Here is a 23,876-nt window from a genome sequence, read left to right as displayed (position 1 = left end):
ATGCTCTCCTTCATAACGCGCCGCATCGCAGCGGCCGTTGGCACGCTCTTCCTCTCCTCCGTCCTCGTCTTCCTCGCCGTCCAGGCGCTGCCCGGCGACGTGGCCACCCAGGTCCTCGGCAAGGACGCGACCCCCGACGCGGTGGCCGCCCTGCGCACCAAGCTGGGGCTCGACCAGCCCGCCTGGGAGCGGTACTTCCACTGGGTGCGCGGCGCCCTGCACGGCGACTTCGGCACCTCCCTCGTCTCCGGCAAGGCCGTCGGCGGCGAAGTGTCCATGTACCTCGGCAACTCCGCGCTGATCGCCGTCGTCACCGTCCTCTTCGCGGTCACCGGCTCGATCGTCCTCGGCATCCTCGCGGGCCTGTACCGCGACCGCTGGCCCGACCACCTCATCTCCACCGTCAGCCTCATCGGCATGAGCGTCCCCGAGTTCGTCGTGGCCACCGTCCTCGTCCTGTGCTTCTCGGTCGCGCTCCCTTGGTTCCCCGCGGTCGTCCTCTACGGCCCCGACGCCACCGTCGGCCAACTCCTGCCCGCCGTATGGCTCCCCGCCCTCGCACTCGCCGTGGTGATGGCCGCGTACATCGTCCGCATGGCCCGCACCTCGGTCATCGACGTGATGGCCACCGAGTACGTCACCACCGCCCGCCTCAAGGGCCTGACCACCTGGCGGGTCGTCACCCGGCACGCCCTGCCCAGCGCCCTGCTGCCCACCCTGCACGTCATCGCGCTCAACATCGCCTGGCTGGTCGGCGGGGTCGCCGTCGTCGAGAACGTCTTCAACTACCCGGGCATCGGCAAGCTGATGCTCTCCTCGGTGCAGAACCGCGACCTGCCCACCATCCAGGCCATCGCCCTGATCAGCGCGGTCGTCTACGTCGTCTGCAACCTCGCGGCCGACCTGGCGACCATGGCCCTCGACCCCAGGCTCCGCACCCGAGGGAGGACCCGATGACCACGCTCGACACCGCACCGACCATCGCCGCACGCGGTACCCGCGCCTGGCGCACTCTGAGCATCTCCCGCACGGCGCTCGTCGGCCTCGCCATCGTCGCCGTACACGTCCTGATCGCCCTGCTCGCTCCCCTCCTCACCTCCTACGACCCCATCGCCAACGACGCCAACCACGCCTTGCTCGGCCCGAGTTGGAGCCACTGGGCCGGCACCGACCAGTACGGCCGCGACGTTCTCGCCCGCGTCCTGTACGGCGGCAGGTACGCCCTCGGCGTCTCCGTCGCGGCCACCGTCCTCACCGTCGCCCTCGGCACGGTGATCGGCTGCGCGGCGGCCCTGCGCGGCGGCTGGTTCGACGACGTCCTGGGACGGGTGCTGGACGCGATCCTGTCCATCCCGGCGGTCCTGGCACTCCTCGTCGTCGTGACCGCACTCGGCACCGGTCCGGCGGTCATCGTCCTCGCCGTCGCGATCGTCTACGTCCCGCAGGTCATCCGCGTCGTCCGGGGCGCCGCGCTCGCGGTCGTCCCCGCCGACTACGTGACCGCCGCCCGCGCCCGTGGCGAGAGCACCTGGTCGATCCTGCGCCGGGAGATCCTGCCGAACATCACGGACGTGGTGTGCGTGGAGTTCGCGATGCGGGCCTCCTGGGTCGTGCTGCTGATCTCCTCGCTGTCCTTCCTCGGCTTCGGCGCCGACCCGCCCACCCCCGACTGGGGGTTGATGGTCGCCGAGAACCGCACCGCCATCACCGTGGTCCCGATGGCCGGCCTCGCTCCCATCATCGCCCTGGCCACTCTCGTGGTCGGGCTCAACCTCGCGGCCGACGGCCTGTCCAAGGCGTGGGGCGTCGACCGGATCAGGGAGGGCTCCTGATGACCCCGATCGTTTCCGTCAACTCCCTGTCCGTGGCCTACCGTTCGGGCGGCCGGGACGTGCCCGTCGTGCACGAGTTGTCGCTCGACGTCGCCGAGGGGCGGACGCACGCGCTGGTCGGCGAGTCGGGCAGCGGCAAGTCGACCGTCGCCGCGACCCTCCTCGGACATCTGCGCCACGGCTCACGGATCACCGCAGGATCGGTGCAGGTGGCCGGCGCCGACGTATTCGCCCTGCCCGCACGGGAGTTGCGGCGCCTGCGCGGCGGCACGGTCGCGATGGTCGGCCAGAACGCCGGCCACGCCCTCACCCCCTCCATGCGTATCGGACGGCAGATCGCCGAGGCGGCCGGCGACGTGCCCGTCGTAGAACTGTTGGAACAGGTACGACTGCCGCGCCCGGCGGAGTTGGCCCGCCGCTATTCGCACGAGCTCTCCGGCGGCCAGCAGCAGCGCGTCGCCATCGCCATGGCCATCGCCGCCCGGCCCAAGGTGCTGGTCCTGGACGAGCCGACGACCGGCCTGGACGTCGTCACCCAGCGCGGCGTCCTCGACCTGATCGCCGCCCTGCGCGACGAACTCGGCCTGGCCGCTGTGCTGGTGAGCCATGACCTCGGTGTCGTCGCCCACATGGCCGACGAGGTGACCGTCCTGCGCTCGGGCCGGGCGGTGGAGTCGGCGCCCACCCGGCAGCTCTTCGCCCAGCCCCAGGACCCGTACACCCGGCGCCTGTTGGCGAGCGTGCCGCGCCTCGACGACACCGGTCTCGCGGTCGTCGGCGAGACGGGGGAGCGCGAGGTCAGGCCGAAGGCCGAGGTGCCCGCCGACGCCCCGGTGGCCGTGTCCGCGCGGGACGTCACCGTCGACTACGGCAGCACCCGGGCCGTGCACGGTGTCTCCTTCGACGTCCGGCGCGGCGAAGTCCTCGCCCTCGTCGGCGAGTCGGGCAGCGGCAAGTCCACCCTCGCGTGGACCCTGGCCGGACTGCGCACCCCCTCCGGTGGCACCATGCGCCACGAGGACGGCGACCTGGCCCGGCCGGCCCAGCGACGGCCGCTGTCCCTGCGGCGCCGGGTCCAGCTCGTCTTCCAGAACGCGGACACCTCGCTCAACCCCCGCCGCTCCGTGGGCGACGCGGTCCGGCACCCGCTGCGGTTCTTCGGCACGGCGGCCGACCGTACGGAGGCGGCCGAGCGGGCCCGGCGGCTCATCTCCGACGTACGGCTCGACCCGGCCCTCGCCGACCGGCTCCCCGCCCAGCTCTCCGGCGGTCAGCGCCAACGCATCGGCATCGCGAGGGCGTTGGCGGGCGAGCCGGACGTGCTGATCGCCGACGAGATCACCACCGCCCTGGACGTCTCCGTCCAGGCCGATGTACTCCGCCTCCTCGACGACCTCCGGCGCGAACGGGACCTGGCCTGCCTGTTCATCAGCCACGACCTTGCCGTCGTACGGGGCATCGCGGACCGCGTCGTCGTACTGCGCCACGGAGTCGTCGTCGAAGAGGGCCCCACGGAAGCCGTGTTCGCCGACCCCCGCCACCCCTACACCCGCCAACTGATGGCCGCCGCACTCGAACCCGACCCCGACGCGCGGCCCTACGTCGACGACACCGCCGACTGGGCCGACGCGGCGGAAGGGGACGACATCTGGACCGACCACGGCGAGGACGGCCACCGCGTCCGACGCTGGCACCCGCTCAACGCCCCCGTGGCGGAAGGAGTTTCGTGAAGTACCGCGAGCAGTTCGAGCGCCGGGTCGTCCGCGAGGACGTCTGGATCCCCACCCGGGACGGGAGGACCCGGCTGCACGCCCGCATCTGGCGCCCCGCCGACGCCGAGTCGGACCCCGTGCCCGCGCTGCTCGAATACCTCCCCTACCGCAAGAGCGACTGGACCGCGCCCCGCGACGCCCAGCGCCACCCCTGGTACGCGGGCCACGGCTACGCCTCCGTCCGCGTCGACATCCGTGGCCACGGCGACAGCGAAGGCGTGCCCGGGGACGAGTACGACGAGCAGGAACTCGCCGACGGCGTCGACGTCGTCAACTGGCTTGCCGCGCAAGCCTGGTGCACCGGCAAGGTCGGTATGTTCGGTATCTCCTGGGGCGGCTTCAACTCGCTCCAGATCGCGGCCCTGGCACCCGAACCCCTCAAGGCGATCGTCACCGTCTGCTCGACCGACGACCGCTACGACAACGACGTCCACTACACCGGCGGCGCCGTCCTGGGCATCGACATGCTCGCCTGGGCAGGCACCATGCTCGCCTTCGCGTCCCGCCCGCCGGACCCCGCGAACGTCGGCGCCGACCGCTGGCTGCCGATGTGGCGCGAGCGCCTCGACGCCCTCGAACCCTTCCTGCACACCTGGCTCGCACACCAGCAGCGCGACGACTACTGGAAGCACGGCAGCGTCTGCGAGGACTACGGCACGATCGATGCCGCTGTCCTCGCCGTCGGCGGCTGGAACGACCCCTACCGGGACGCCGTCCTGCGGCTCGTCGAGCACCTGCCCGGGGACCGCGTCCGGGGGATCGTCGGGCCGTGGTCGCACCAGTACCCCGACCGGGGGCTGCCGCCCGGCCCCGCGATCGGCTTCCTCCAGGAGACTCTGCGCTGGTGGGACCAGCACCTCAAGGGCATCGACACGGAAGCCATGGACGAGCCCCTGCTGCGGGCCTGGATCACCGACCCGGTCCCGCCGCGGACGTCGTACGACGTGCTGCCCGGTCGGTGGGTGGGTGACGTCAACTGGCCGAGCGCAAAGGTGCGTTGTGACGCACGAGTCCTTGGCGCCGGCGCCGAGCCCGTCCTCGTGTGCTCCCCGCAGCACACCGGACTCGACGCCGGACGCTTCTTCCCCTTCGGGAACGCGAGCGATCTGCCGCCGGACCAGCGTGAGGAGGACGGCCGTTCGGTCTGCTTCGACTCCGAGCCGCTCACCGAACGCGCCGAGATCCTCGGCCGCCCGCGCGTCCGGCTGCGCCTCGACAGCGCCACTCCACGGGCCCATGTCGTCGCCCGCCTCTGCGATGTCGCCCCGGACGGCTCGTCCACGCTCGTCACCCGGGGCGTGCTCAACCTGCTGAGCCGACACGGGCGTGACCGGGCCGTCGAGTGGACGCCGGGGACGTACGAGGACGTCGAGTTCGAGCTGACCGGCATCGGCTACGCGGTCCCGCCGGGGCACCGGATCCGGCTCGCCGTGTCCGACACCTACTGGCCGTGGGTGTGGCCGCACGGCGAGCGCGGTGAGCTGCGGGTCGTACCGGCCGAGAGCGCCGTACTGCTGCCCCTGCGGGAGGCGGGGGACGAGCCGGTGATCCGCTTCGAGGAGCCCGAGCAGGCGGTACCGCTCGACGTGACCTACGACCGGCCGGCCGAGCCGACGCCCGAGCGGCTGGTCACGCACGATGTCGCCAAGGGGGAGTGGACGCTGGAGGTCGACCCCAACTACGGGGGATCGCGGACGTATCCCGACGGGCTGCGCTACGAGGAGAGCGCGCGGGAGACGTACCGCATCCGGAGCGACGACCCGCTGTCCGCGCACGCCGTGTCGGAGTGGCGTGTCCGGTTGCGGCGCGGGGACGAGTGGGACGCTGAGATCATGGCGCGGACGGAGCTGCGCGCCACGGCCGACGACTTCGTCATGGACAGTCGCGTCGAAGCACGGGCGAACGGAGAGACAGTGGCCAAGCGCGCATGGCACCGCACCACCCCGAGGACGTCGGGATGACGGCCGCCAAGCAGCCGCAGCCGACCGCCAGGTCCCCGCGTCGTGCCGTCGCGGCCGCCGACCGCACCCGGCAGCCCACCGAGGTGCGCCGCCGGCTCATCGTCGAGGCGGCCGTCCCGCTGATAGCGGAACGCGGCTACGCCTCGGTCGGCGTGCGGGACGTGGCCGCCGCCGCCGGGGTCTCCGTCGGCACCGTCACCTACCACTTCGGCAGTGTGCAGGAGATCCTCTCCGAGGCGATGGTCCTGCACATCGAGCGCTACTACGCCGAGTTGAGCGAGGCCGCCGAGCAGGCGACCAGCGGGGCCGAGGCGCTGCGGCTGCTCGTGGACGCGCTGTTCACCGAGGACACCGACCGGCACTGGCGGATGTGGTTCGACTACTGGAACGCGGGTGAGCAGGGCACGGACGCGGCCTTCAGCAGCGGACAGGCCCGGCGCTACGAGGACTGGCACCGGCAGATCCGCGCGCTGGCCGAACGGGGCGTCGCCGACGGCGAGTTCGACTCCGACGACCTCGGCGGCTTCACGGTCCGCTTCGCCGCCCTCGCCGACGGCCTCGCCCTCCAACGGCTGCGGCAGACACCGCCGTTGAGCACCCAGGACGCCCGTCGGCACCTCAACCGTCTGATCGAGACGGAGTTGGGGCGCCGATCACCCGGGTGATCTCACGGGCGATCCGCAGGATGCCGGGGGAGGGGACGGGACAAGGTCTGGGCTTCGAGGTCGTCGGCACCAGGCAGAAGTGCAGGTAGTCCGTGTCGAGGTGCAGGGCCGTGCGGTCGTTGCCGGGCTGGGTGCAGTAGTCGGGGTGGGCGCGTTCGTAGGCGGTGCAGGGCAGGTACTGGGCCCAGGTGTAGCGGGCTCCGGCGGGACTCACGGTCTTGCCGGCGTCGGCGACGATGTCGCCCGTGGACCGGGCCTGCGCCGCGTAGAGCGCGTTGACGGCCCGGACGCGCTCGGGCGTGATCGGGTCGGGGCCCTGCAACACCCAGACGATCGTGGGGCGTCGCGCGCCCCCGGCGGCCGCGATCTGCGCGGTGAGCCTCCTGATGTCGGCCTTGTAGCGGGCGAAGTACGTCTCCCGGTCGGCGGCGTAGGTGATCCCGTCCATGCAGGGCGTGTAGGCCCACGCGTTGCCCCAGAACTGCAGCACCACGTAGTCCGGGTGCAGTGAACGCACCAGCGCGGCGGCCTTGTCCGCGTCCGGGACCAGCGAACCCTTCTTCGCGCCCTCCAGGTAGTCGCACGGAGTCGTCCCCGAGTACGGGGCGCTCGTGTACGTCGCGTCCAAGGTGGAGCGGAGTTCCCGCCCGAGCACGTTCTGGCTCTCCATCGCAAGGGAGTCCCCGAGGTACAGCACGCCGGGTGCCGACTTCGCGACCGCGCTGGGCGAGGCCGGCTCCTGTCGTGGTGCGGTGGTCGGCACGGAGGGTGTGGGCGGGGCGACTTCGGGCCCGGACACCGGGTCCGTGCACGCGCCGAGCAGCACTCCGGCCAGCACCACACCCACGATCCACGGCTTCCGCATACGGCAACTCCCGCCCCGCGCACCGGAAAACGGCTCCCCAGGCAAGCACAGCGGGACGGAAGGAGGAAGGTGCCCGACGACTCCCGACCGCTCCCGGTAGGCGCCGCGCGGGGGGCGCAAACGCCGTGCCCGCGCGAAACCCCTTGCGCGCCTACCGGTTGAGGTCGTTCACGAGCACCGCGGCCCCGTCGAAGAGGCCGGCCTTCAGGTCTGTGAGCGCCCGCGCGGCCTCGGAGAGCGGATAGGTGTGGGTGGTCGCGCGCACGTCGTACCGGGCGGCCAGATCGAGGAACTCCCTCGCGTCCGCACGGGTGTTGGAGGTGACGCTGCGCAACTCCCGCTCGTAGAACAGCTCGCGCTCGTAGCGCAGCGGCGGAATGTCGCTGAGGTGGATGCCCGCGACCGCGAGGACGCCGCCCCGGTCGAGGGCCCGCAGCGCCACCGGCACGAGGTCGCCGACCGGCGCGAACAGGATCGCGCTGTCCAGCGGCTCCGGTGGCGCCTCGTCCACGTCGCGTGCCGAGGCGGCCCCCAGGTCGAGGGCGAGTCGCCGCGCCGCGCGGCCCCGAGTCAGCACATGCACCCTCGCTCCCTCGGCGAGCGCCACCTGCGCGCACAGATGGGCGCTGCCGCCGAAGCCGTAGAGACCGAGCCGTCCGCCCGGCGGGAGCGAGGCGCGGCGCAGCGCGCGGAAACCGATGATCCCGGCGCACAGCAGCGGTGCGAGGGCCACGTCGTCGAGGCCGGCGGGCAGATGGTGGGCGTACGCGGCCGGTACGGTCGTGTACTCCGTGTATCCGCCGTCGGCGTCCCAGCCGGTGTACTCGGAGCGCGGGCACAGATTCTCGGCCCCGCGCGAGCAGTACCCGCAGTCGCCGTCGGTACGGCGCAGCCACGCCACCCCCACCCGATCACCGACCGCCCACCCGGTGACCGCCGTCCCGAGGTCCGCCACCTCCCCGACGACCTCGTGCCCGGGAGTCACCCCCGGGCGGTGCACCGGCAGATCACCCTCGCTGACATGCAGATCGGTACGGCACACCCCGCAGGCGCGCACCCGCACGAGCAGTTCGTCCCGCGCGGGCACCGGAACAGGCTTCTCCACGAACCGCAGGGAGCCGTGCTCGACCGGCCCCGGACGCTCGCCCACCGCCCATGCGCGCATCGTCGTCGCATCCGCCATGCGTCCAGTGTGGAACGGACTCCGGCGTTCGGCGCGCGCCCCGCTCCCCGGGTGACTAGCGTGAGAATTCGGACAACCCGACCTATCGGAGAGGGCCACAGCCATGGCCGTACAACCTGAGGGAACCCCCTGTTGGGCCGACGCGATGTTCGGCGACGTCGAGGGAGCCAAGAGTTTCTACGGCGACGTCCTCGGCTGGACCTTCGGCGAGGCGTCGTCGGAGTACGGCAACTACACCCAGGCCTACGTCGACGGAAAGGCCGTGGCGGCCGTCGTACCGCCGATGTCGGGCCAGGAGGGGCAGTCGCAGTGGTGCCTCTATCTCGCGTCACCGGACGCGACGGCCACCGCCGCGAGGATCCGGGAGAACGGCGGCGAGGTACTGATGGAGCCGATGCGGGTCGGTGACTTCGGCACGATGTGCCTGGCCCGTGAGCCCAGCGGCGCCGTCTTCGGCGTATGGCAGGGCGGCACCCACGAGGGCTTCGAGGCCGCGGGCGTGCCCGGCGCCTACGCGTGGGCGGAGGTCTTCACCCGGGAGCCCGGGAAGGCGGACGGGTTCTTCCCCGCGGTCTTCCCCTACTCGGCGAAGCAGGTCGTGGACGACAACGTCGACTTCCGCGTCTACAACGTCGGCGAGAACCCGGTCCTGGGCCGGATGAAGATGGGCGACGAGTTCCCGCCCGAGGTGCCCTCGTACGTCAACGTCTACTTCGGCGTGGACAACTGCGACGACGCCGTCGCCAAGGCCACCAAGCTCGGCGGCGTCCTCCGCTTCGGGCCTGTGGACAGCCCCTTCGGACGGTTCGCGGCGCTGAGCGATCCGCAGGGCGCCTCGTTCTCGGTGATCGACATGTCGACCACTCAGGGCGAGATGCCGGGCATGACGGACGTCTAGCCGGGCAGTTCGTTCATCACGGGCCGTTCCTCCCCGCTCGACACCCGGTGCACCACGGCGAACCCCCAAGGGACGCTGAGGAGGAGCACGAGAAGCAGACCGAGAACGATTGGGGCCGGGCGCAGCGCGCCCACGCCCACGCACAGGAAGGCCATCGTGGCGCAGATGCGGGCCAGCGGCCGGTAGAGCCCGGGGTCCTCGTCCCAGGCGCGCAGGGACGCCGCGAGCACCATCGTCGCGCAGAGGACGACGGCAGCGCCCCCGCCGAGCACCCAGGCCGTGGCGGCGGGGGTGCGGCCGTCGTGGGCGTGCTCGACGAGGCCGACCATCGCGGCGCCCATGGCGGCCACCGCGGCCGTGAGCGGCAGGTGGATCGTCATCCACTGGAGGGCGCCCGCGCGCGTGGGCCTCGGCAACCGGTGCCCGGCGAAGTCGAAGTAGGTCCACCAGGCGCCGAATCCGACGACGACGGCGACCAGACCGACCGCGAGGGTGAGCGCGTCGGTCGGCTCGTGGGCCAGGCCGTCGACCACCCCCGTCACGTTCTCGCCCAGCACGATGATGATGAACAGCCCGAACCGTTCGGCGAGCGCGTCGGTCACACTGTGCCCGACCACCTGTCCCGGAACGGCCCTGCCGAGCACGAACACGAACCCCACCAGATAGCCGGCGGCCAGCACACCCCACGTCAGCACGCGGGCGTCCGCCGGCAGCGCGGCGCTCGCCACCAGGACGACCGCGCAGAGCGTGGTACCCGTCACGAACAGCGCGCTGGGGCGCCGGAATTCGGGACTGTCACCCCGCGAGACCAGCAGCCACAGCAGTGCCAGGACCCCGAACAGCACCCCCGCGTCCACGGCGAACGCGGTACCGCGCGCCCCGCCCGCCTCGGGGATGAACGCGCCCAGCGGGACGAGCACCAGGATCTGGAGCAGGAACGTGCTCCGGCCGCGGGCGTCCTCGCGCCCGTGCAGTTCGTGGTGCAGGCTGCCGTTCAGCCAGGCGATCCACACCAGCGCGAACACCGCGGCGAACAGCCCGAGACCGTGCGGGTCGAGATCGCCGGCCAAGTGGTGGGCGGCCTGGGCGACCAGCACGACCACGACCAGGTCGTAGAAGAGTTCGAGGGGTCCGACCACCCGCTCGCGCGGCTGATCACCGTGCGGACGCGGAGGACGCCACAACTGACGCCGGAGCCGGGCCCACTGCTCGTGTCGCGAGGTCATGCGCGCAGCGTAGAGCGCCACCGGACGGGATCTTCGATTACGGCTCGCAGCGGGGCCGCATTGCTTCGGGGGGACGCGGAAGCCCTCGCGCGGTCATGGCATGATCGGGCGTATGCGTGAACGAGTGGTGGCCGCGTGCGACGGGGCTTCGAAGGGAAACCCCGGGCCGGCGGCCTGGGCCTGGGTCGTGTCGGACGACAGGGAGAGCCCGGCCCGCTGGGAGGCGGGGCCGCTCGGCAAGGCCACCAACAACGTCGCCGAACTCACCGCGCTGGAGCGCCTGTTGACGGCGACCGCACCGGACGTACCGCTGGAGATCCGGATGGACTCGCAGTACGCCATGAAGGCGGTCACCACCTGGCTGCCCGGCTGGAAGCGCAACGGCTGGAAGACCTCCGGCGGCAAGCCGGTCGCCAACCAGGAGCTGGTCGTCCGCATCGATGAACTCCTCGACGGCCGCTTGGTCGAGTTCCGTTACGTCCCCGCCCACCAGGTCGACGGCGACCCCCTGAACGACTTCGCCGACCGCGCCGCCAGCCAGGCCGCGATCGTCCAGGAACCCGCGGGCAGCGACCTCGGCTCCCCGGAACCGCCCCCGTCGCCCGACACCCCGAAGAAGCCCGCCCGCCCCGCCAAGTCCCCCCGCAAGAGCACTGGTTCGGCCTCCCGCACCATCAAGGCGAAGTTCCCCGGCCGCTGCCTGTGCGGCCGCGCCTACGCGGCCGGCGAGCCCATCAGCAAGAACGCCCAGGGCTGGGGTCATCCGGAGTGCCGTACGGCTGAGGCTTGAGGTCTGAGGCCGAATCGGTCCACTTGTCCACTTGTTCACGTCCAGGACGTTTCGCATGCCCCCAAGCTGCTACTCTGCGGATCCACTTGACCACTTTGAGTAAATTCCAGGGGTGTGCGCGTGAAGGTCGCCTGTGTCGGAGGCGGGCCCGCCGGCCTGTATCTCTCGATCCTGTTGAAGCGGCAGGACCCGTCCCACGACATCACCGTCTACGAGCGCAACCCCGAGGGCTCGACCTACGGCTGGGGCGTGACGTACTGGCGCGGACTGCTCGACCAACTCCGGGACTGTGACCCCGAGTCGGCGCAGGCCGTCGACGAGCACTCGGTGCGCTGGAGTGACGGCGTCGCCCGCATCCGGGACCTGACAACCACTCAACCCGGTGACGAGGGCCACGGCATCGGCCGCCACCGGCTCCTCAAGATCCTCGCCGAACGGGCCCGATCCCTCGGCGTACGGCTGGAGTTCGACCACGACATCACCGCCGACGACCTCCCCGACGCGGATCTGATCGTGGCCGCCGACGGCGTCAACAGCGCGCTGCGCACCCGCCACGCCGACCACTTCGGCACCGACCTCAAGCCCGGCCGCAACCAGTACATCTGGCTCGGCACCAGCAAGGTCTTCGGCTCCTTCACCTTCGCCTTCGTGGAGACCGACCACGGCTGGATCTGGTGCTACGGCTACGCGTTCGGCCCCGAGGGCAGCACCTGTGTCATCGAGTGCGCACCCGAGACCTGGACCGGCCTCGGCCTCGACACCGCGGGCGAGGCCGACGGACTCGCCCTGCTGGAGAAGCTCTTCGCCGACCTCCTGGACGGCCACTCCCTGATCGGCCGGGCCTCGTCCGACGGCAGCGCCCAGTGGCTGAACTTCCGCACCCTCACCAACCGCACCTGGCACCGCGACAACCTCGTTCTGCTCGGCGACGCCGCCCACACCACCCACTACTCCATCGGCGCCGGCACCACCCTCGCCCTGGAGGACGCCATCGCGCTCGCCGACGCGCTGCGCGAGCACACCGAACTGCCGAAGGCCCTCGCCGCCTACGAACAGCGGCGCAAGTCCGCCCTGTTGTCCATCCAGAGCGCGGCCCGCTACAGCGCCCAGTGGTACGAGAACCTCCAGCGCTACATCCACCTGCCCCCGCACCGCATGTTCGCCCTGCTCGGCCAGCGCCACTCGCCCCTGCTGCCGTACGTCCCGCCGCAGGTGTACTACGGCCTCGACAAGGCGGCGGGACGGCTGGAGCCGCTGCGCCGGTTCAAGCGCTGGCTCGGCCCCCGGCTTGCGCGGACCGTGCACGCGCGGGCGCTCGCCTCCCGCAAGTAGGGCACCCGCGGGCGGTCCGAGGAGGTTGGGTGAATGGCTATTCACCGGATAAGGTGAATAGCCATTCACCTTCTTTTCGTGTCCGCTGGAGTGCCCATGGGCCAGCCCGTCCCGATACCCGACCCGCCCGGCACCACCGCCGGGCGGCCCCCCTTGCGGGACCGGCTCACCGTGCCGGTGCTGGCGTTCGGCGGGATCCTCATGGCGGTCATGCAGACCGTGGTCGTCCCGCTGCTGCCGTCCCTGCCCCGGCTGACCGGCTCCTCCGCGGGCGCCGTCTCCTGGATGGTCACGGCGACCCTGCTCTCCGGCGCCGTCCTCACCCCCGTGCTCGGCCGGGCCGGCGACATGTACGGCAAGAAGCGGGTGCTGACGGGCGCACTCAGCCTGATGACCGTCGGCTCGGTGATGTGCGCCCTGTCCTCCGACATCCGCGTACTGATCTTCGCCCGTGCGCTGCAAGGCGCGGCCGCCGCCGTCGTTCCGCTGTCGATCAGCATCCTGCGGGACGAACTGCCCCCCGAGCGCAGGGGCGGCGCGGTGGCGCTGATGAGTTCCACCGTCGGCATCGGCGCCGCGCTCGGACTGCCGCTCGCGGCACTGATCGTCCAGTACGCCGACTGGCACGTCATGTTCTGGGCGACCAGCGCCCTCGGCGCGCTGGGCGTGGCGGCGATCTGGTGGGCGGTGCGCGAGTCGCCCGTCCGTGAACCGGGCCGCTTCGACGTCCTCGGCGCGCTCGGGCTCGCCGTAGGACTTGTGTGTCTGCTCCTCGGGGTGTCGCAGGGCGGTCAGTGGGGCTGGGGAAGCCCGCGGATCCTCGGGCTGTTCGTCGCCACCGTCGCCGTGCTCGGCCTGTGGTGGTGGCAGCAGTTGCGCACCGAACTCCCGCTGGTGGACCTCCGGTTGGTGTCGCGACCCCGGGTGGGCCTGTCCCATGTCGCGGCCCTGCTGACCGGTTTCGCGTTCTACGCCAACTCCCTGTCCACCGCCCAGTTGGTGCAGGCGCCCAAGGCCACCGGGTACGGGCTCGGACTGTCGATCGTCGAGACCGGCCTGTGCCTGCTGCCCGGTGGCGTCATCATGCTGCTGCTGTCGTCCACCTCGGCCCGGATCTCGGCGGCCCGCGGTCCGCGCGTCACGCTCGCCATCGGAACCGCGATCATCGCGCTCGGCTATGTGGTGCGCATCATCGACAGCCGCGACCTGTGGACGATCATCCTGGGCGCGACGGTCGTGGCCACCGGCACCACCTTCGCCTACTCGGCGCTGCCCACCCTCATCCTGCGCGCCGTCCCGGCGGGCCAGACCGCGTCCGCCAACGGCGTCAACGTCCTGATGCGCACCATCGGCCAGGCCGTCTCCAGCGCCGTGGTGGCCGCCGTGCTGGTGCACCACACCAGCCTGGTCGGCGGACTCCCGCTGCCCACGCTGCACGGATACCTGATGGCCTTCGGCATCGCCGCCGTGATCGCCCTGGTGGCGAGCGCGGCGGCGCTGACCATCCCGGGCGACCCCTCCTCCGACGACACCCGACCCGCCCGGGACCGCGCCCGTGGCAGCCGGGACGAGGCGCTGGAGGGAGCATGAATGCCGTGAGCACCACTCCACCCACCGCGTCCCCGCCCGCACGCCGCGACGCCGAGGCGACCAAGGCGGCCATCCTCAGGGCCGCCCGCTACCTCCTCGCCCGGAACGCGCACGCCGACATCACCCTCAAGGCCGTCGCCGAACGCGCCGGTGTGAGCGCCCCGTTGATCCTCAAGTACTTCGGCAACAAGGACGCCCTCTTCGCCCGCGTGATGTCCTTCGAGACCGACGCGGACGCCCTGCTGGACGCCCCGCTCGACGGACTCGGCCGCCACATGGTCCGGCACGTCCTGGTCAGCCAGCGCGAGCGGGGCGCCGACCCGCTGCTGCGCATCGCGTTCGCGCCGCTGCAGGGCGACCACGGCGACATCCTGCGGGTCAACTTCCGCGCCCAGGTGGTCGACCGCCTCGCCGACCGCATCCCCGGCCCCGACGCCGCCCTGCGCGCCGAGCTCGCCGTCGCGACCATCCTCGGCCTCGGCGTCATGTACGGCATCGCCCGCGGCACCCGCCTGCGCGCGACCTCGATCGACACCATCGTGGACCGCTACGGCCCGTCCGTGCAGGCACAGTTGACGCCCTAGGCGAACCGGCGTGCCATGCGGTACTGCCGGGCCAGGACCCGCAGCGTGGCGGGCACGGCCGGACTCGCACCGCGACGCAGCAGCCCGCCCCCTTCGCGTCGCACCGCGCGGAGCCGAAGGTCCTGGACCGCGATCAGGGCGTCGAGGAACGGCCGGTGTTCGGCCGCGACAAGAGCGGGCAGCTCCCGGCACTGCGCGAGCGTGGCCTCGGCGAGATCGGCCTGCGCCCGGACGAGCCGGTCCAGCGCGAGCGCGCACGCCGCCGACCTGCTCCGCAGATCCTCGAACTTCAGCCCGTACCGGGTGAGTTCATCCTCCGGGATGCCGATCCGGCCACTCTCGGCATCCTCCGCGAGGTCGGCGAGGAAATCGCAGCGCTGCCATCCGTCGATCAGCGCTCGGCACCCCGTCACATACGCCTCCTGGGAGCCGGCCGGCGCGAGCAGCGACGCGGTCAGCATCAGGGCGGGCAGCGAGTAACTGTCCACGTACGCCTGGAAGTCGGCCTCCGTCTCGAAACCGGTCCAGCTCGCCTCGACGGGAGCACCGTCGAGGAAGGCCCGTACCCGGGCCGCCATCCGGGGGTGCCGGCGAGCGGTGTCCCAGAGCGCCAACAGGCTCTCGCGGTCGGGTGGTTCGCTGCTCTCCAGGGCGTTCGTGGTCTCGGCGTCCCAGGCGGCGAGGGCCGCCGTACGCGCCTCCACGTCACCGGTGTCGATCAGTTCGTCGGTCGTGTGCATATAGGCCACCGCGGCGACGACCGCCGGATGCAGCTCCGCCGGCAGCAACAACCTCACCGCCACGTACTCGTGCAGCGCGAACCTACGGACGATCCCGCGCTGGGCGTCGTAGGCGCGCCTGAGGCGCGGGTCGGTGATGCCCGCCTTCGTCAGTGCGGTCGGCCAACCGGTCACAACGCTCCCTGTGTCAAGATCCCGGACACAGCCTAGTCAGCGCTAGCCGAACAACCGGTCCAGGAAGGCGTTCCCGAACACCCGGTGCGGGTCGAGCCGATCGAATGTCCCCGCCGCCTGCCCCCACACCGACTCCCCGAACGAAGCCGGGATCGCCGTGTTCAGCACCTCCGTGTCGCTCCACGCGGCCTGCTCGGTGTACGCCCAGCCCTTGGACCACTCGACCCGGGTGAGGGCGTCCGTGCCGTCGTACGAGCGGTACAGGAACTGCTCCAACTCCCGCAGGAATTCCTCCGCGTACGGTGTGCCGGGCAGCGTCAGGACGTCCAGCCAGACCGCCGTGTCCCACTCGGGGTGCTCGTCGCTGGGCCGCAGCGCGGACAGCAACGGGGCGCGGGCGCCGGTGAGTTCGGTGTCGGCGGGGTGGTCGAGGCCGGTGACCCGGATCTCGACGGTGCCGTTGACCGGGAACCGGCCGAGCGCGGCGTACGCGGCCAGCCGCTCCCGGTAGAACTCGGTGAACTCGTGGACCACACGCTGTACTTGGGCCCTGGTGGTGAGCACCGCGTAGCCGTTGGCGGTCTCCCGCAGTGTCGTGGGCTTGATGTAGAGCAGCGTGTTCTTCGACGGTCCCCAGATGTCCGCCGACAGGGTCGTCGTCAACCCCAGGGCGGCCGCTTCGAGTTGGGCGTTGCCGAGCACCGGCGCCAGATACCACGCGGCATCGGACAGCATCCGCCCGACAAGATCCGCGACCACCTTGGGCACGTTGTCGGAGAACGGATAGTTGTACGGCGACGTGACGTGCCGCGAGGTCAGTGGCCGGGTCGGTGCCACGCTCCACGCCTTCAGCCAGGGGTACTCGGTGAACGCGAACCAGATCGCCTCGGCCCGCCCCGACTCGTCCAGGAAGCTCGCGAAGGTGCGCCCGTCGGACCCGGGCGCCGCGAACAGTTCGGTGGCCGGGATGTCCGTACGGCTCACACAGCGCAGGTTCGCGTTCGCCCCGACGCGCAGCACGACCTCGGTGACCAGCGAACGCCCCAGATGCGTGAGGAGTGCCGCACAGTCCGCCTCGTCGCGGGTGTAGGTCCGCAGGGCGTACGCGCCGGTGTCCGCGTCCCACACCACCGCCGTCAGCGACAGGACCAGATTGCTGAGCGACCCGAAGGTGTGCCCGGCCGTCCGCTGCTCGCCGTCCGCCGGTACGGCCGTGCCGTGCGCGTCGATGGCCAGCGCGCCGCCGAGCGTCAGATCGCCGGGCGCCGGCGCGGCGGTGAGACCGAGGCCCTGCTCCTCCAGGTAGGTGAGCAGCGTTTCCAGGGTGACACCGGTGCCGGCCCGGACGGCGGAGGCCGAGTCCAGGGACACGGCGGTGAGGTGCGGGGCGGTGTCGACCAGCAGCACCGGCGCGTCCGACGCCGTACCGGACTCGATCGTCAGTGGCGACCAGCCGTGCGAGGAGCCCCGGGCGCGCACCCTCCAGCCGTGCTGCCGGGCCCAGTTGACGACGGACACCACCTGGTCGGCGTCGGTGGGCGCGCACGCCCACAGTCCGTCGGCGGTGATCTCACCGACCCAGTTGCGGTACGCGGAGCGGTAGAGGCCGACCTCGGCCGGGAAGTCGGGCAACTCGGCCGCGGCGAGCGCCGGATCGGCCGACAGGAGGACGGGCACGGCGGCCAGGGCGGCGGCGGAGCGGAGGAAGCCGCGACGGGTCCAGGGAGAGGAACTGCCGTCTCCCGACCGGAGGTTGTTCGGCACATGATCGGTCACGCGCACACGCTAGGGTCCGATTGACACGAGTAGGCAATCTGCCGACCTCTTTCACTCGTGTGAGTGAAAGGTTCACAGGTGACGTCCCGGAGGATCACGTTCCGCGCATGTCAGTGGCGGATGACAGACTGACGGCATGGACGAACGGGTAATCGACAGGTCGCAGCAGCAGGTATCGGTGGTCGGTCTCGGCACCTGGCAGTTGGGCGCCGACTGGGGAGACGTCGACGACAAGGAAGCCCTCGCGGTGCTGGAGGCGGCCGCGGAGTCGGGCGTGACCTTCTTCGACACGGCCGACGTGTACGGCGACGGACGCAGCGAGCAGACCATCGCCGCGTTCCTGAGCGGCCGACCCGATCTGCACGTCCTGGTCGCGACCAAGATGGGCCGCCGCGTCGACCAGATCCCCGAGAACTACGTCCTCGACAACTTCCGTGCGTGGAACGACCGCTCCCGCCGCAACCTTGGCGTCGACCGCGTCGACCTGGTGCAACTGCACTGCCCACCGACGCCGGTGTACTCCTCTGACGAGGTGTTCGACGCCCTCGACACCCTGGTCGCCGAGGAGCGCATCGCCCGGTACGGCGTCAGCGTCGAGACCTGCGAGGAGGCCCTCACCGCGATCGCCCGGCCGAACGTGACCAGCGTGCAGATCATCCTCAACGCCTTCCGCATGAAGCCCCTGCTCCAGGTGCTCCCGGCCGCCCAGCAGGCGGGCGTCGGCATCATCGCGCGCGTGCCCCTCGCCTCCGGCCTGCTGTCGGGCAAGTACACCAAGGACACGGTGTTCCCCGACAACGACCACCGCACCTACAACCGGCACGGCGAGTCCTTCGACCAGGGCGAGACCTTCTCCGGCGTCGACTACCCGACGGGCGTCGAGGCCGCCGCCGAGTTCTCCGCCCTCGCCCCGGAGGGATACACCCCGGCCCAGCTCGCCCTGCGCTGGATCATCGACCAGCCCGGTGTCACCACGGTGATCCCCGGCGCCCGCTCACCCGAACAGGCCCGCGCCAACGCGGCCGCCGCCAAGCTGCCCGCCCTGTCCGAGCACACGCTCACCGCGATCCGGGACCTCTACGACCGCCGGATCAAGGACCAGGTGGAGAGCCGCTGGTAGGACCCGCTCCGTTTGAAGGGCGGGCGGCGCGGATACCCGTGCCGCATGACCCAGGTAGAGCGGCGCACGGGGCGCGACGAGACCGCGGAGGAGCGGGCGGACCGGATGTGGGGCGAGCTCATCCAGGAGGTCCGGGTCGCGCAGACGGGCGTACAGATCCTGTTCGGCTTCCTGCTGACCGTCGTCTTCACCCCGAAGTACGCGTCGCTGGAGCACGCGAACCAGGTTCTCTACATCGTGACCGTCGTCCTCGGCGCCACCGCCACCGGAGCGCTGATCGGCCCGGTCTCCCTGCACCGCCTGGTCTCCGGCCGGAAGGTGAAACCCCAGGCGGTGCGCTGGGCGTCCCGGCTGACCCTCGTCGGCCTCGTCCTGCTGCTCGCCACCATGGTCGCCGCGCTGCTGCTGATCCTGCGGGTCGCCACCCACGACGCCTATGTGCCCTGGTTGGTCGCCGGGGTGGCTACCTGGTACGGGCTGTGCTGGTTCGTGGTGCCGCTGTGGGCGCGGCGGCACGAGCGGCACCGGTGACATCGAGCCGCGCCATCCGCCGGTCGTGGATCCGGCCGAGCAGCAGCACCGAGACCGTGGCCCCGATCAGCGCGCAGAACATGTCCCACTGGGTGTCCCAGACATCGCCCTGGGTGGCCAGGAAGGCGTCCGCGCTGTGCCCGCCGATCACGGCCGCCGCCCATTCGAACAGCTCGAAGAGGGCGCTGAACGCCAGACACGCGCACACCGTGAGCGGCGCCAGCCAGCGGCTGCCGCGCAGGGGTGAGGTGCGGGTGAGAACCTCCCGTACCAGGACCGCCGGTACGAAGCCCTGCATCAGGTGGCCGAAACGGTCGTAGGGATTCCGGCTGAGGCCGAACGTGTCCCGGACCCAGTCGCCCACCGGCACCTGCGCGTATGTGTAGTGGCCGCCCACGGCGAGGACCAGCGCGTGCGCCGCGAGCAGACAGCACAGCAGGTCGGTGAGCGGGAAGCGGCGCCAGGTCAGGACGATCACCGGCAGCCCGACGAAGACCCACACGGTCTCCAGGAACCACGTCGTGCGATCGTGCGGTTGCCACGCCGAGACGGCCATGCCCGCGACGACCAGCGCCACCATGAGGGCGGGCAGCCGGCGCCGCGGTGCGGAAGGAACGACGGACACGATGGGCTCCCTTGTCGTGGGGAGCCCCATCGTGTCCGAAGGTCCGGGCCGCTACATGAGTACGGCTACTCAGCCGGCGTGGTGGAACCGCGCAGCGCGGTGAGGCAGCTACCGATGGCCTGCTGGAGTTCCTCCAACCGCTGCACCATGTCGTCCTCGTAGAAGTCCTGGGCGTCGTCGAAGGTCAGCTCCTCGAACGCCTTCGTGGCCTTCTGCAGACTGCTGTAGAACTTCGTCCGCCGCTCCTGGACGCGGAGTTCGGGGTCGGCCTCCACCGCCTCGACGACCAGGTTCTTCATCGTGTCGTAGGCCTCGGTGGCCCACTCGCCGGTGTCCTCGCCGTCCTCCAGCTCGTCCAGCAGCGAGAGGTGCCGCTCGGCCTCCTGGCGCAGGTCGACGGGGGCGTCCACGGTCTGGCCGGCGGGCGTCTTGATCTGGCCCGACTCGGCGATCTGGCGAACGTAGCCGATCCGGTCCGCCGACCGGCTCTCCGTGGCCACCGCCTTCTTCAGGTCGTCGGTGCGCACGACGTCCCGGGCCAGCTCCGACTGGAGTTCCGGGTCCTCGCGGACGCGGTCCAGGAGCGCCTGCCGGGCCGCTCGCGCGGTCGACGGGTCGGCGAGGATCGCGGCGCGCAGGGCGGTCGGGTTCTCCGCGACCTCCAGCGCCTTGGTGGGCCGGATGCCCTCGGCCTCGGCGGCCTCGGAGATGGCGGTGCCGCGCTCGGAGGTCGCGCTGGACCGGGAGACGTAGTAGTTCAACCACACGTCGGCGTCCGGGAGTTCGACCTCCTGGCCGGGTGCCAGCTCCTCGAAGTGCGGGACGAGACCGTCGTCGGCGGCCCGGTCCCAGGCCTTGTAGTAGCGCATCACGCGCTCGGGGGAGCAGTCGGCGAGTTCGGCGAACTCCTTCGCGGACACCTTCGGCGTCTCGTCCGCGCTCTGCCCGCCGGGCCGTACGCTGCGCGCCACCTTGAGGCCGAAGGCCCAGCCGCCGGTGCGGGCGTAGGCTCCGAACTCGTGCGCGTCCCGGGCGACGAGGCCGGCGTCGTCGAGGGCGGTGAAGGACGTCTCGGCCTGGTCGATCGCTACGGTCAAGGCGGACTCTCCTGGGCTTGTGATGAGGCTTGGTGCGAACAGGCAGCCTATATCCACCCATTGCCGCTGCTTTGAGCGCCCAGTCTTCGCGTCGCCGTCAGTCCGACTCCCGCCGGAAGGTCTTGAAGAAGGTCTGCAGGGCCTGGCGGTTGGCCGCGTCGTTCCACTCGTCGGCGGGCGTCGTCCACCGTAGCGAGAAACTGCGCCCGCCGCCGATCAGGAAACCGCGCCCGAGGGTGTGAAGCCGGGCGTCGCCGGTTCCCGAGAGCCACTCCAGGTCGGCCGCCTTGTCGCCCTGGAACGTGGTGGCCCTGATGTCGCCGATCTGCTGGAAGCCCTGGGTCTGCTTCAACCCCGGCAGCACGTCGTCCCGCCACACCGCGACCGGATCCGGACCGGCCTGGGTGCTGTATGTCACGGCCAGCGTCCGCGGATCACCGGAGGCACCGAAGGTCACGCGGTAGGCGGCATCCGACGCCCGCTGGGTCTCCAGCGCCTTCCAGCCCTTGGGGAGCGCCACGGAGAAGCCCTGCGGCGCCGTGAACACCCGAAAGCCGGCCGGCAGCGCCGAGGCGGTGGGGGAGGGGGACGCGGTGACCGAGGGCGAAGCGGACGCGGCGGGGGAGGTGGGCGGCGTGGGCGACGGCGTGACGGATGGGCTGGAGGCGTTCCCGTCGGTGTTCTCGCCGGGGGCGGAGGCAGGGACGGAGGCGGACGGGAACGGGGAGGGGGTGGTGGCCGCCGAGGACTCGGTGCCGGGCAACTGGTGGGTGGCGGCGAGGACGGCGACCGTGACCGTGCCCACGGCGAGGGCGGTCCCGGCGGCCATGCCACGCCCGCTCCAGGTGGTCCCCGCCCCGCGAAAGGCGTCGTAGGCCCGTCGCAGCCGGGGCAGTTGGACGGGTTCCCGGTCGGCGTACGGGTCGTCGTCGAGGATGCGGGTGAGGGCCTCGCGGACCACCTGGCGGGTCGGCCGCTCCCGGGAGTCCTTGCGCAGCAGCCCCTGCACGACCTGCGCCAGCGGCCCGGCCCGTGACGGGCCGCGCATCGGGAGCCGGTCCACTCCCTTCAGGGTCGCCTCGGGGCGGCCCCGGTCGCGGAACGGCGGGTGCCCCTCGACCAGGGTGTAGAGGATCGCGCCCAGCGCCCACAGGTCGGCGGCCGGTCCGATGCGCTCGTCGCGGGCCTGTTCGGGGGAGGCGTACGACGGTGCGGTCACGCGCGGGGCGAGGGTGGCGCCGGCGAGGCCGAAGCCGGTGAGGACGACCGTGCCCCGGTCCCGCACGAAGACCTGGCCGGGGCTGAGTTCGCCGTGCGTGATGCCCTCGCTGTGCGCCTCGTCCAGGATGTCGAGCAGTTCGAGTCCGATGCGGGCGGCCCGCACATAGTGGAACGTGCCCTGCTGGGCGAGGAGTTCACCGAGCGGCGTGCCGTCGATCCAGTCGGTGACGGTCCACAGCGTGCCGGCCTCCTCGATGGCGTCGACGACCTGGGCGACCCGGGTGGGACTGAGCAGGACCATGATCTCGGAGGTGCGCAGGATGGCGGCGGTGGTCCGCCGGGAGCTCTCCTCGTCCAGGGCGGCGGGAAGCGTCACCTGCGTGAGGAGGCAGGGGCGTTCGGCGGCCGTGTCCTCGCCGTACCAGGAGACACGGTTCGTCTCCCGGTGCGCGACCTCCATGAGCCGGTATCTGCCGGCGACCAACTCGTGTACGGAGACATGTGTCTCGACCATGGCCATCCCTCGCTGAACCCCTGGCTCTCATTCCTTTCCCAGTGGTACGGAGGGTGTGATGGGGTGGTTCAAAGGAAACCCAATTACCCGGCGGTTCTTGCCTTTTATTCAGTCGCGGCGAGCAGGTGTGCGAAAAAAGGGAGTCGCGAGGGAGGTCCCAGGTCGCCGCTCGTGTCGCGCCGCCGGTGAATTCGCCTCCGAGGCCCGGGGAGCGAATTAACCCTGCCCCGACCTGGTGGTAACCAGCGGTAAACGCCGGCGTGAAGACCGCGAATACGAGCCCTGTTTGTCGACAACGTAGTCAACAGTCCCGCCGAGGTCCCACTGACGGAAAGTCAGGAGAGCCCGAAACGGGCGGACCAGGCCGCGACTTCCCCGACCGTCGCGTTGCCCCCGCACACCACGAGACCGAGCCGGGCTCCGTCGCCGACCCGCTCCAGCACCTGCCGGGCCGCCGGCAGCAGACAGCCCGCGGCGGGCTCGGTCCACACCTTGGCGTGCTCGGCGAGGTCGAGACACCCCTGTACGGCGTCCCGGTCGGGGACGGTCAGCACCTCGGTGACGAGGGCCGACACATGGTCGTACGTCAGTTGTGACACGGCCGGCGCGCTCAGCGTGGTCACGATCGAGGACGGCACGACCGGCACCGGACCGCCCGCCGCGAGCGCCGCGGACATGGCCTCGGCGCCCTCGGTCTCCACACCCCAGACCCGGACACCGGGACGGCGGGCGTGCAGGGCGGCGGCGATCCCGGCGATGAGCCCACCGCCACCGATGCTGACCAGGACGTCGGTGAGGTCACCGGCGTCCTCCGCCAACTCCAGCCCCACGGTGCCCTGTCCGGCGATCACCACCGGGTCGTCGAACGGGTGGACCAGGGTCAGTCCCTCGTCCCGCAACCGGTTCACCAGCTCGAAGGCGCTCGGCATGTCGTCGGTCAGCCGCAGCGACGCGCCCGCCGCCTCCACCAGCGCGACGGACCGCGCCGGCGCCGAACGCGGCATCACCACCGTCGCCTTCACGTCCAGCGCCGCCGCCATCACCGCGAGCGCGATCCCGTGATTGCCGCCGCTGACCGCCACCACGCCGGCCGCCAACTCGCCCTCACTGAGCGACAGCAGCTTCGCCGTCGCACCGCGGGCCTTGAAGGACCCCGTGCGCTGCAACAGCTCAAGCTTCGCCGCGACCGGAACACCGAGCAACTCCGAGAGCCCGAAGCTCTCCACGGTCGGGGTGCGTACGACGTGTCCGGCGATCCGCTCGGCGGCGGCTTCGATCTCCGAGATGCCGATCAAGGCAGTTCATCCTCCCGGCACGGGGCAAGGTGGTCCGCGCCGTATCCGACCCTGACGCGTCAAGGACACGCAGGCAACACGTTTC

21 protein-coding genes are annotated in these 23,876 nt (G+C 71.5%); 12 read left to right on the top strand and 9 right to left on the bottom strand.

Translation table 11 applies throughout. The annotated features are described in order from the left end of the window. Genes ABZT04_RS40990 through ABZT04_RS40970 form a run of 5 tightly spaced genes read left to right on the top strand, consistent with a single transcriptional unit; the run spans position 1 to position 6,230 of the window. Complete coding sequence (locus ABZT04_RS40990) at positions 1-957, top strand: ABC transporter permease (protein ID WP_356064393.1); 957 nt, start codon at positions 1-3, stop codon at positions 955-957. Further along, on the top strand, positions 954-1,832 hold the full coding sequence (locus tag ABZT04_RS40985; protein ID WP_356064390.1) for an ABC transporter permease: 879 nt from the start codon (positions 954-956) through the stop codon (positions 1,830-1,832). Before ABZT04_RS40990 ends, ABZT04_RS40985 begins: the two co-directional genes overlap by 4 nt. Beyond that, positions 1,832-3,562 carry an ABC transporter ATP-binding protein gene (locus ABZT04_RS40980; RefSeq protein WP_356064387.1) on the top strand — a complete coding sequence of 577 codons (1,731 nt, stop codon included), beginning with the start codon at positions 1,832-1,834 and terminating at the stop codon, positions 3,560-3,562. Before ABZT04_RS40985 ends, ABZT04_RS40980 begins: the two co-directional genes overlap by 1 nt. Next, positions 3,559-5,565 (top strand): CocE/NonD family hydrolase, encoded by a 2,007-nt coding sequence (locus ABZT04_RS40975; RefSeq protein ID WP_356064384.1) that lies wholly within the window; start codon positions 3,559-3,561, stop codon positions 5,563-5,565. The genes ABZT04_RS40980 and ABZT04_RS40975 overlap by 4 nt, the downstream gene beginning before the upstream one ends. Next, positions 5,532-6,230 (top strand): TetR family transcriptional regulator C-terminal domain-containing protein, encoded by a 699-nt coding sequence (locus tag ABZT04_RS40970; protein WP_356064381.1) that lies wholly within the window; start codon positions 5,532-5,534, stop codon positions 6,228-6,230. The genes ABZT04_RS40975 and ABZT04_RS40970 overlap by 34 nt, the downstream gene beginning before the upstream one ends. On the opposite strand, the gene ABZT04_RS40965 is transcribed toward ABZT04_RS40970, so the two are convergent. Both ABZT04_RS40965 and ABZT04_RS40960 read right to left on the bottom strand, forming a co-directional pair. Continuing rightward, a complete protein-coding gene (locus tag ABZT04_RS40965; protein ID WP_356064377.1) occupies positions 6,184-7,095 on the bottom strand; it encodes an SGNH/GDSL hydrolase family protein in 912 nt (303 codons plus the stop codon). The two genes, ABZT04_RS40970 and ABZT04_RS40965, sit on opposite strands and share 47 nt — an antisense overlap. Positions 7,096-7,246: 151 nt before the next feature. Then, on the bottom strand, positions 7,247-8,260 hold the full coding sequence (locus tag ABZT04_RS40960; protein ID WP_356064423.1) for a zinc-binding alcohol dehydrogenase family protein: 1,014 nt from the start codon (positions 8,258-8,260) through the stop codon (positions 7,247-7,249). A 121-nt stretch (positions 8,261-8,381) separates the two neighbouring features. On the opposite strand from ABZT04_RS40960, the gene ABZT04_RS40955 reads away from it, so the two are divergent. Next, entirely contained in the window at positions 8,382-9,176 is a 795-nt protein-coding gene (locus tag ABZT04_RS40955; protein WP_356064374.1) for a VOC family protein, read from the top strand. Here the strand turns inward: ABZT04_RS40955 and ABZT04_RS40950 are convergent. Further along, positions 9,173-10,402 (bottom strand): low temperature requirement protein A, encoded by a 1,230-nt coding sequence (locus ABZT04_RS40950; protein WP_356064371.1) that lies wholly within the window; start codon positions 10,400-10,402, stop codon positions 9,173-9,175. The two genes, ABZT04_RS40955 and ABZT04_RS40950, sit on opposite strands and share 4 nt — an antisense overlap. A 100-nt stretch (positions 10,403-10,502) precedes the next feature. On the opposite strand from ABZT04_RS40950, the gene ABZT04_RS40945 reads away from it, so the two are divergent. From ABZT04_RS40945 to ABZT04_RS40930, 4 genes are all read left to right on the top strand, one after another. Further along, on the top strand, positions 10,503-11,192 hold the full coding sequence (locus ABZT04_RS40945) for a ribonuclease H (protein WP_356064369.1): 690 nt from the start codon (positions 10,503-10,505) through the stop codon (positions 11,190-11,192). Between the two features lie 120 nt (positions 11,193-11,312). Continuing rightward, entirely contained in the window at positions 11,313-12,524 is a 1,212-nt protein-coding gene (locus ABZT04_RS40940; RefSeq protein WP_356064366.1) for an FAD-dependent monooxygenase, read from the top strand. 96 nt (positions 12,525-12,620) lie between these two features. After that, positions 12,621-14,114 (top strand): MFS transporter, encoded by a 1,494-nt coding sequence (locus ABZT04_RS40935; RefSeq protein WP_356064363.1) that lies wholly within the window; start codon positions 12,621-12,623, stop codon positions 14,112-14,114. Continuing rightward, positions 14,111-14,698, top strand: a complete 588-nt coding sequence (locus ABZT04_RS40930; protein ID WP_356064360.1) for a TetR family transcriptional regulator — start codon at positions 14,111-14,113, stop codon at positions 14,696-14,698. Before ABZT04_RS40935 ends, ABZT04_RS40930 begins: the two co-directional genes overlap by 4 nt. Here the strand turns inward: ABZT04_RS40930 and ABZT04_RS40925 are convergent. Together ABZT04_RS40925 and ABZT04_RS40920 are read right to left on the bottom strand one after the other, a co-directional pair. Further along, positions 14,695-15,612 (bottom strand): squalene/phytoene synthase family protein, encoded by a 918-nt coding sequence (locus tag ABZT04_RS40925; RefSeq protein WP_356064357.1) that lies wholly within the window; start codon positions 15,610-15,612, stop codon positions 14,695-14,697. The genes ABZT04_RS40930 and ABZT04_RS40925 overlap by 4 nt on opposite strands. 42 nt (positions 15,613-15,654) lie before the next feature. Beyond that, positions 15,655-17,388, bottom strand: a complete 1,734-nt coding sequence (locus ABZT04_RS40920; protein WP_356064355.1) for a cholesterol oxidase substrate-binding domain-containing protein — start codon at positions 17,386-17,388, stop codon at positions 15,655-15,657. 136 nt (positions 17,389-17,524) lie between these two features. Here ABZT04_RS40920 and ABZT04_RS40915 point away from each other — a divergent pair, with 136 nt between their 5' ends. Together ABZT04_RS40915 and ABZT04_RS40910 are read left to right on the top strand one after the other, a co-directional pair. After that, positions 17,525-18,508, top strand: coding sequence for an aldo/keto reductase (locus tag ABZT04_RS40915; protein WP_356064352.1), 984 nt, complete (start codon positions 17,525-17,527; stop codon positions 18,506-18,508). Positions 18,509-18,553: 45 nt separating this feature from the next. Next, the gene (locus ABZT04_RS40910) at positions 18,554-19,039 is read left to right on the top strand and encodes a DUF6328 family protein (protein ID WP_356064349.1); all 486 of its coding nucleotides are present in this window, start codon (positions 18,554-18,556) and stop codon (positions 19,037-19,039) included. On the opposite strand, the gene ABZT04_RS40905 is transcribed toward ABZT04_RS40910, so the two are convergent. The 4 genes from ABZT04_RS40905 to ABZT04_RS40890 all read right to left on the bottom strand — a co-directional run bounded on the left by ABZT04_RS40905 (position 18,972) and on the right by ABZT04_RS40890 (position 23,791). Beyond that, the gene (locus ABZT04_RS40905) at positions 18,972-19,619 is read right to left on the bottom strand and encodes a DUF2238 domain-containing protein (protein ID WP_356064421.1); all 648 of its coding nucleotides are present in this window, start codon (positions 19,617-19,619) and stop codon (positions 18,972-18,974) included. The genes ABZT04_RS40910 and ABZT04_RS40905 overlap by 68 nt on opposite strands. Before the next feature lie 110 nt (positions 19,620-19,729). Then, positions 19,730-20,761 carry a hypothetical protein gene (locus ABZT04_RS40900; RefSeq protein WP_356064346.1) on the bottom strand — a complete coding sequence of 344 codons (1,032 nt, stop codon included), beginning with the start codon at positions 20,759-20,761 and terminating at the stop codon, positions 19,730-19,732. A gap of 97 nt (positions 20,762-20,858) precedes the next feature. Beyond that, positions 20,859-22,502: a serine/threonine-protein kinase gene (locus ABZT04_RS40895; protein WP_356064344.1), complete on the bottom strand. Its 1,644-nt coding sequence runs from the start codon at positions 22,500-22,502 to the stop codon at positions 20,859-20,861. A gap of 329 nt (positions 22,503-22,831) precedes the next feature. Further along, positions 22,832-23,791, bottom strand: a complete 960-nt coding sequence (locus tag ABZT04_RS40890; RefSeq protein WP_356064341.1) for a pyridoxal-phosphate dependent enzyme — start codon at positions 23,789-23,791, stop codon at positions 22,832-22,834. Positions 23,792-23,876 lie beyond the last annotated feature (85 nt).

Source organism: Streptomyces sp. NPDC005492 (assembly GCF_040605995.1).
Classification (GTDB): domain Bacteria; phylum Actinomycetota; class Actinomycetes; order Streptomycetales; family Streptomycetaceae; genus Streptomyces.
Note: the sequence above shows the minus strand (reverse complement) of the source record. Positions and strands in the feature narration are given on the sequence as shown.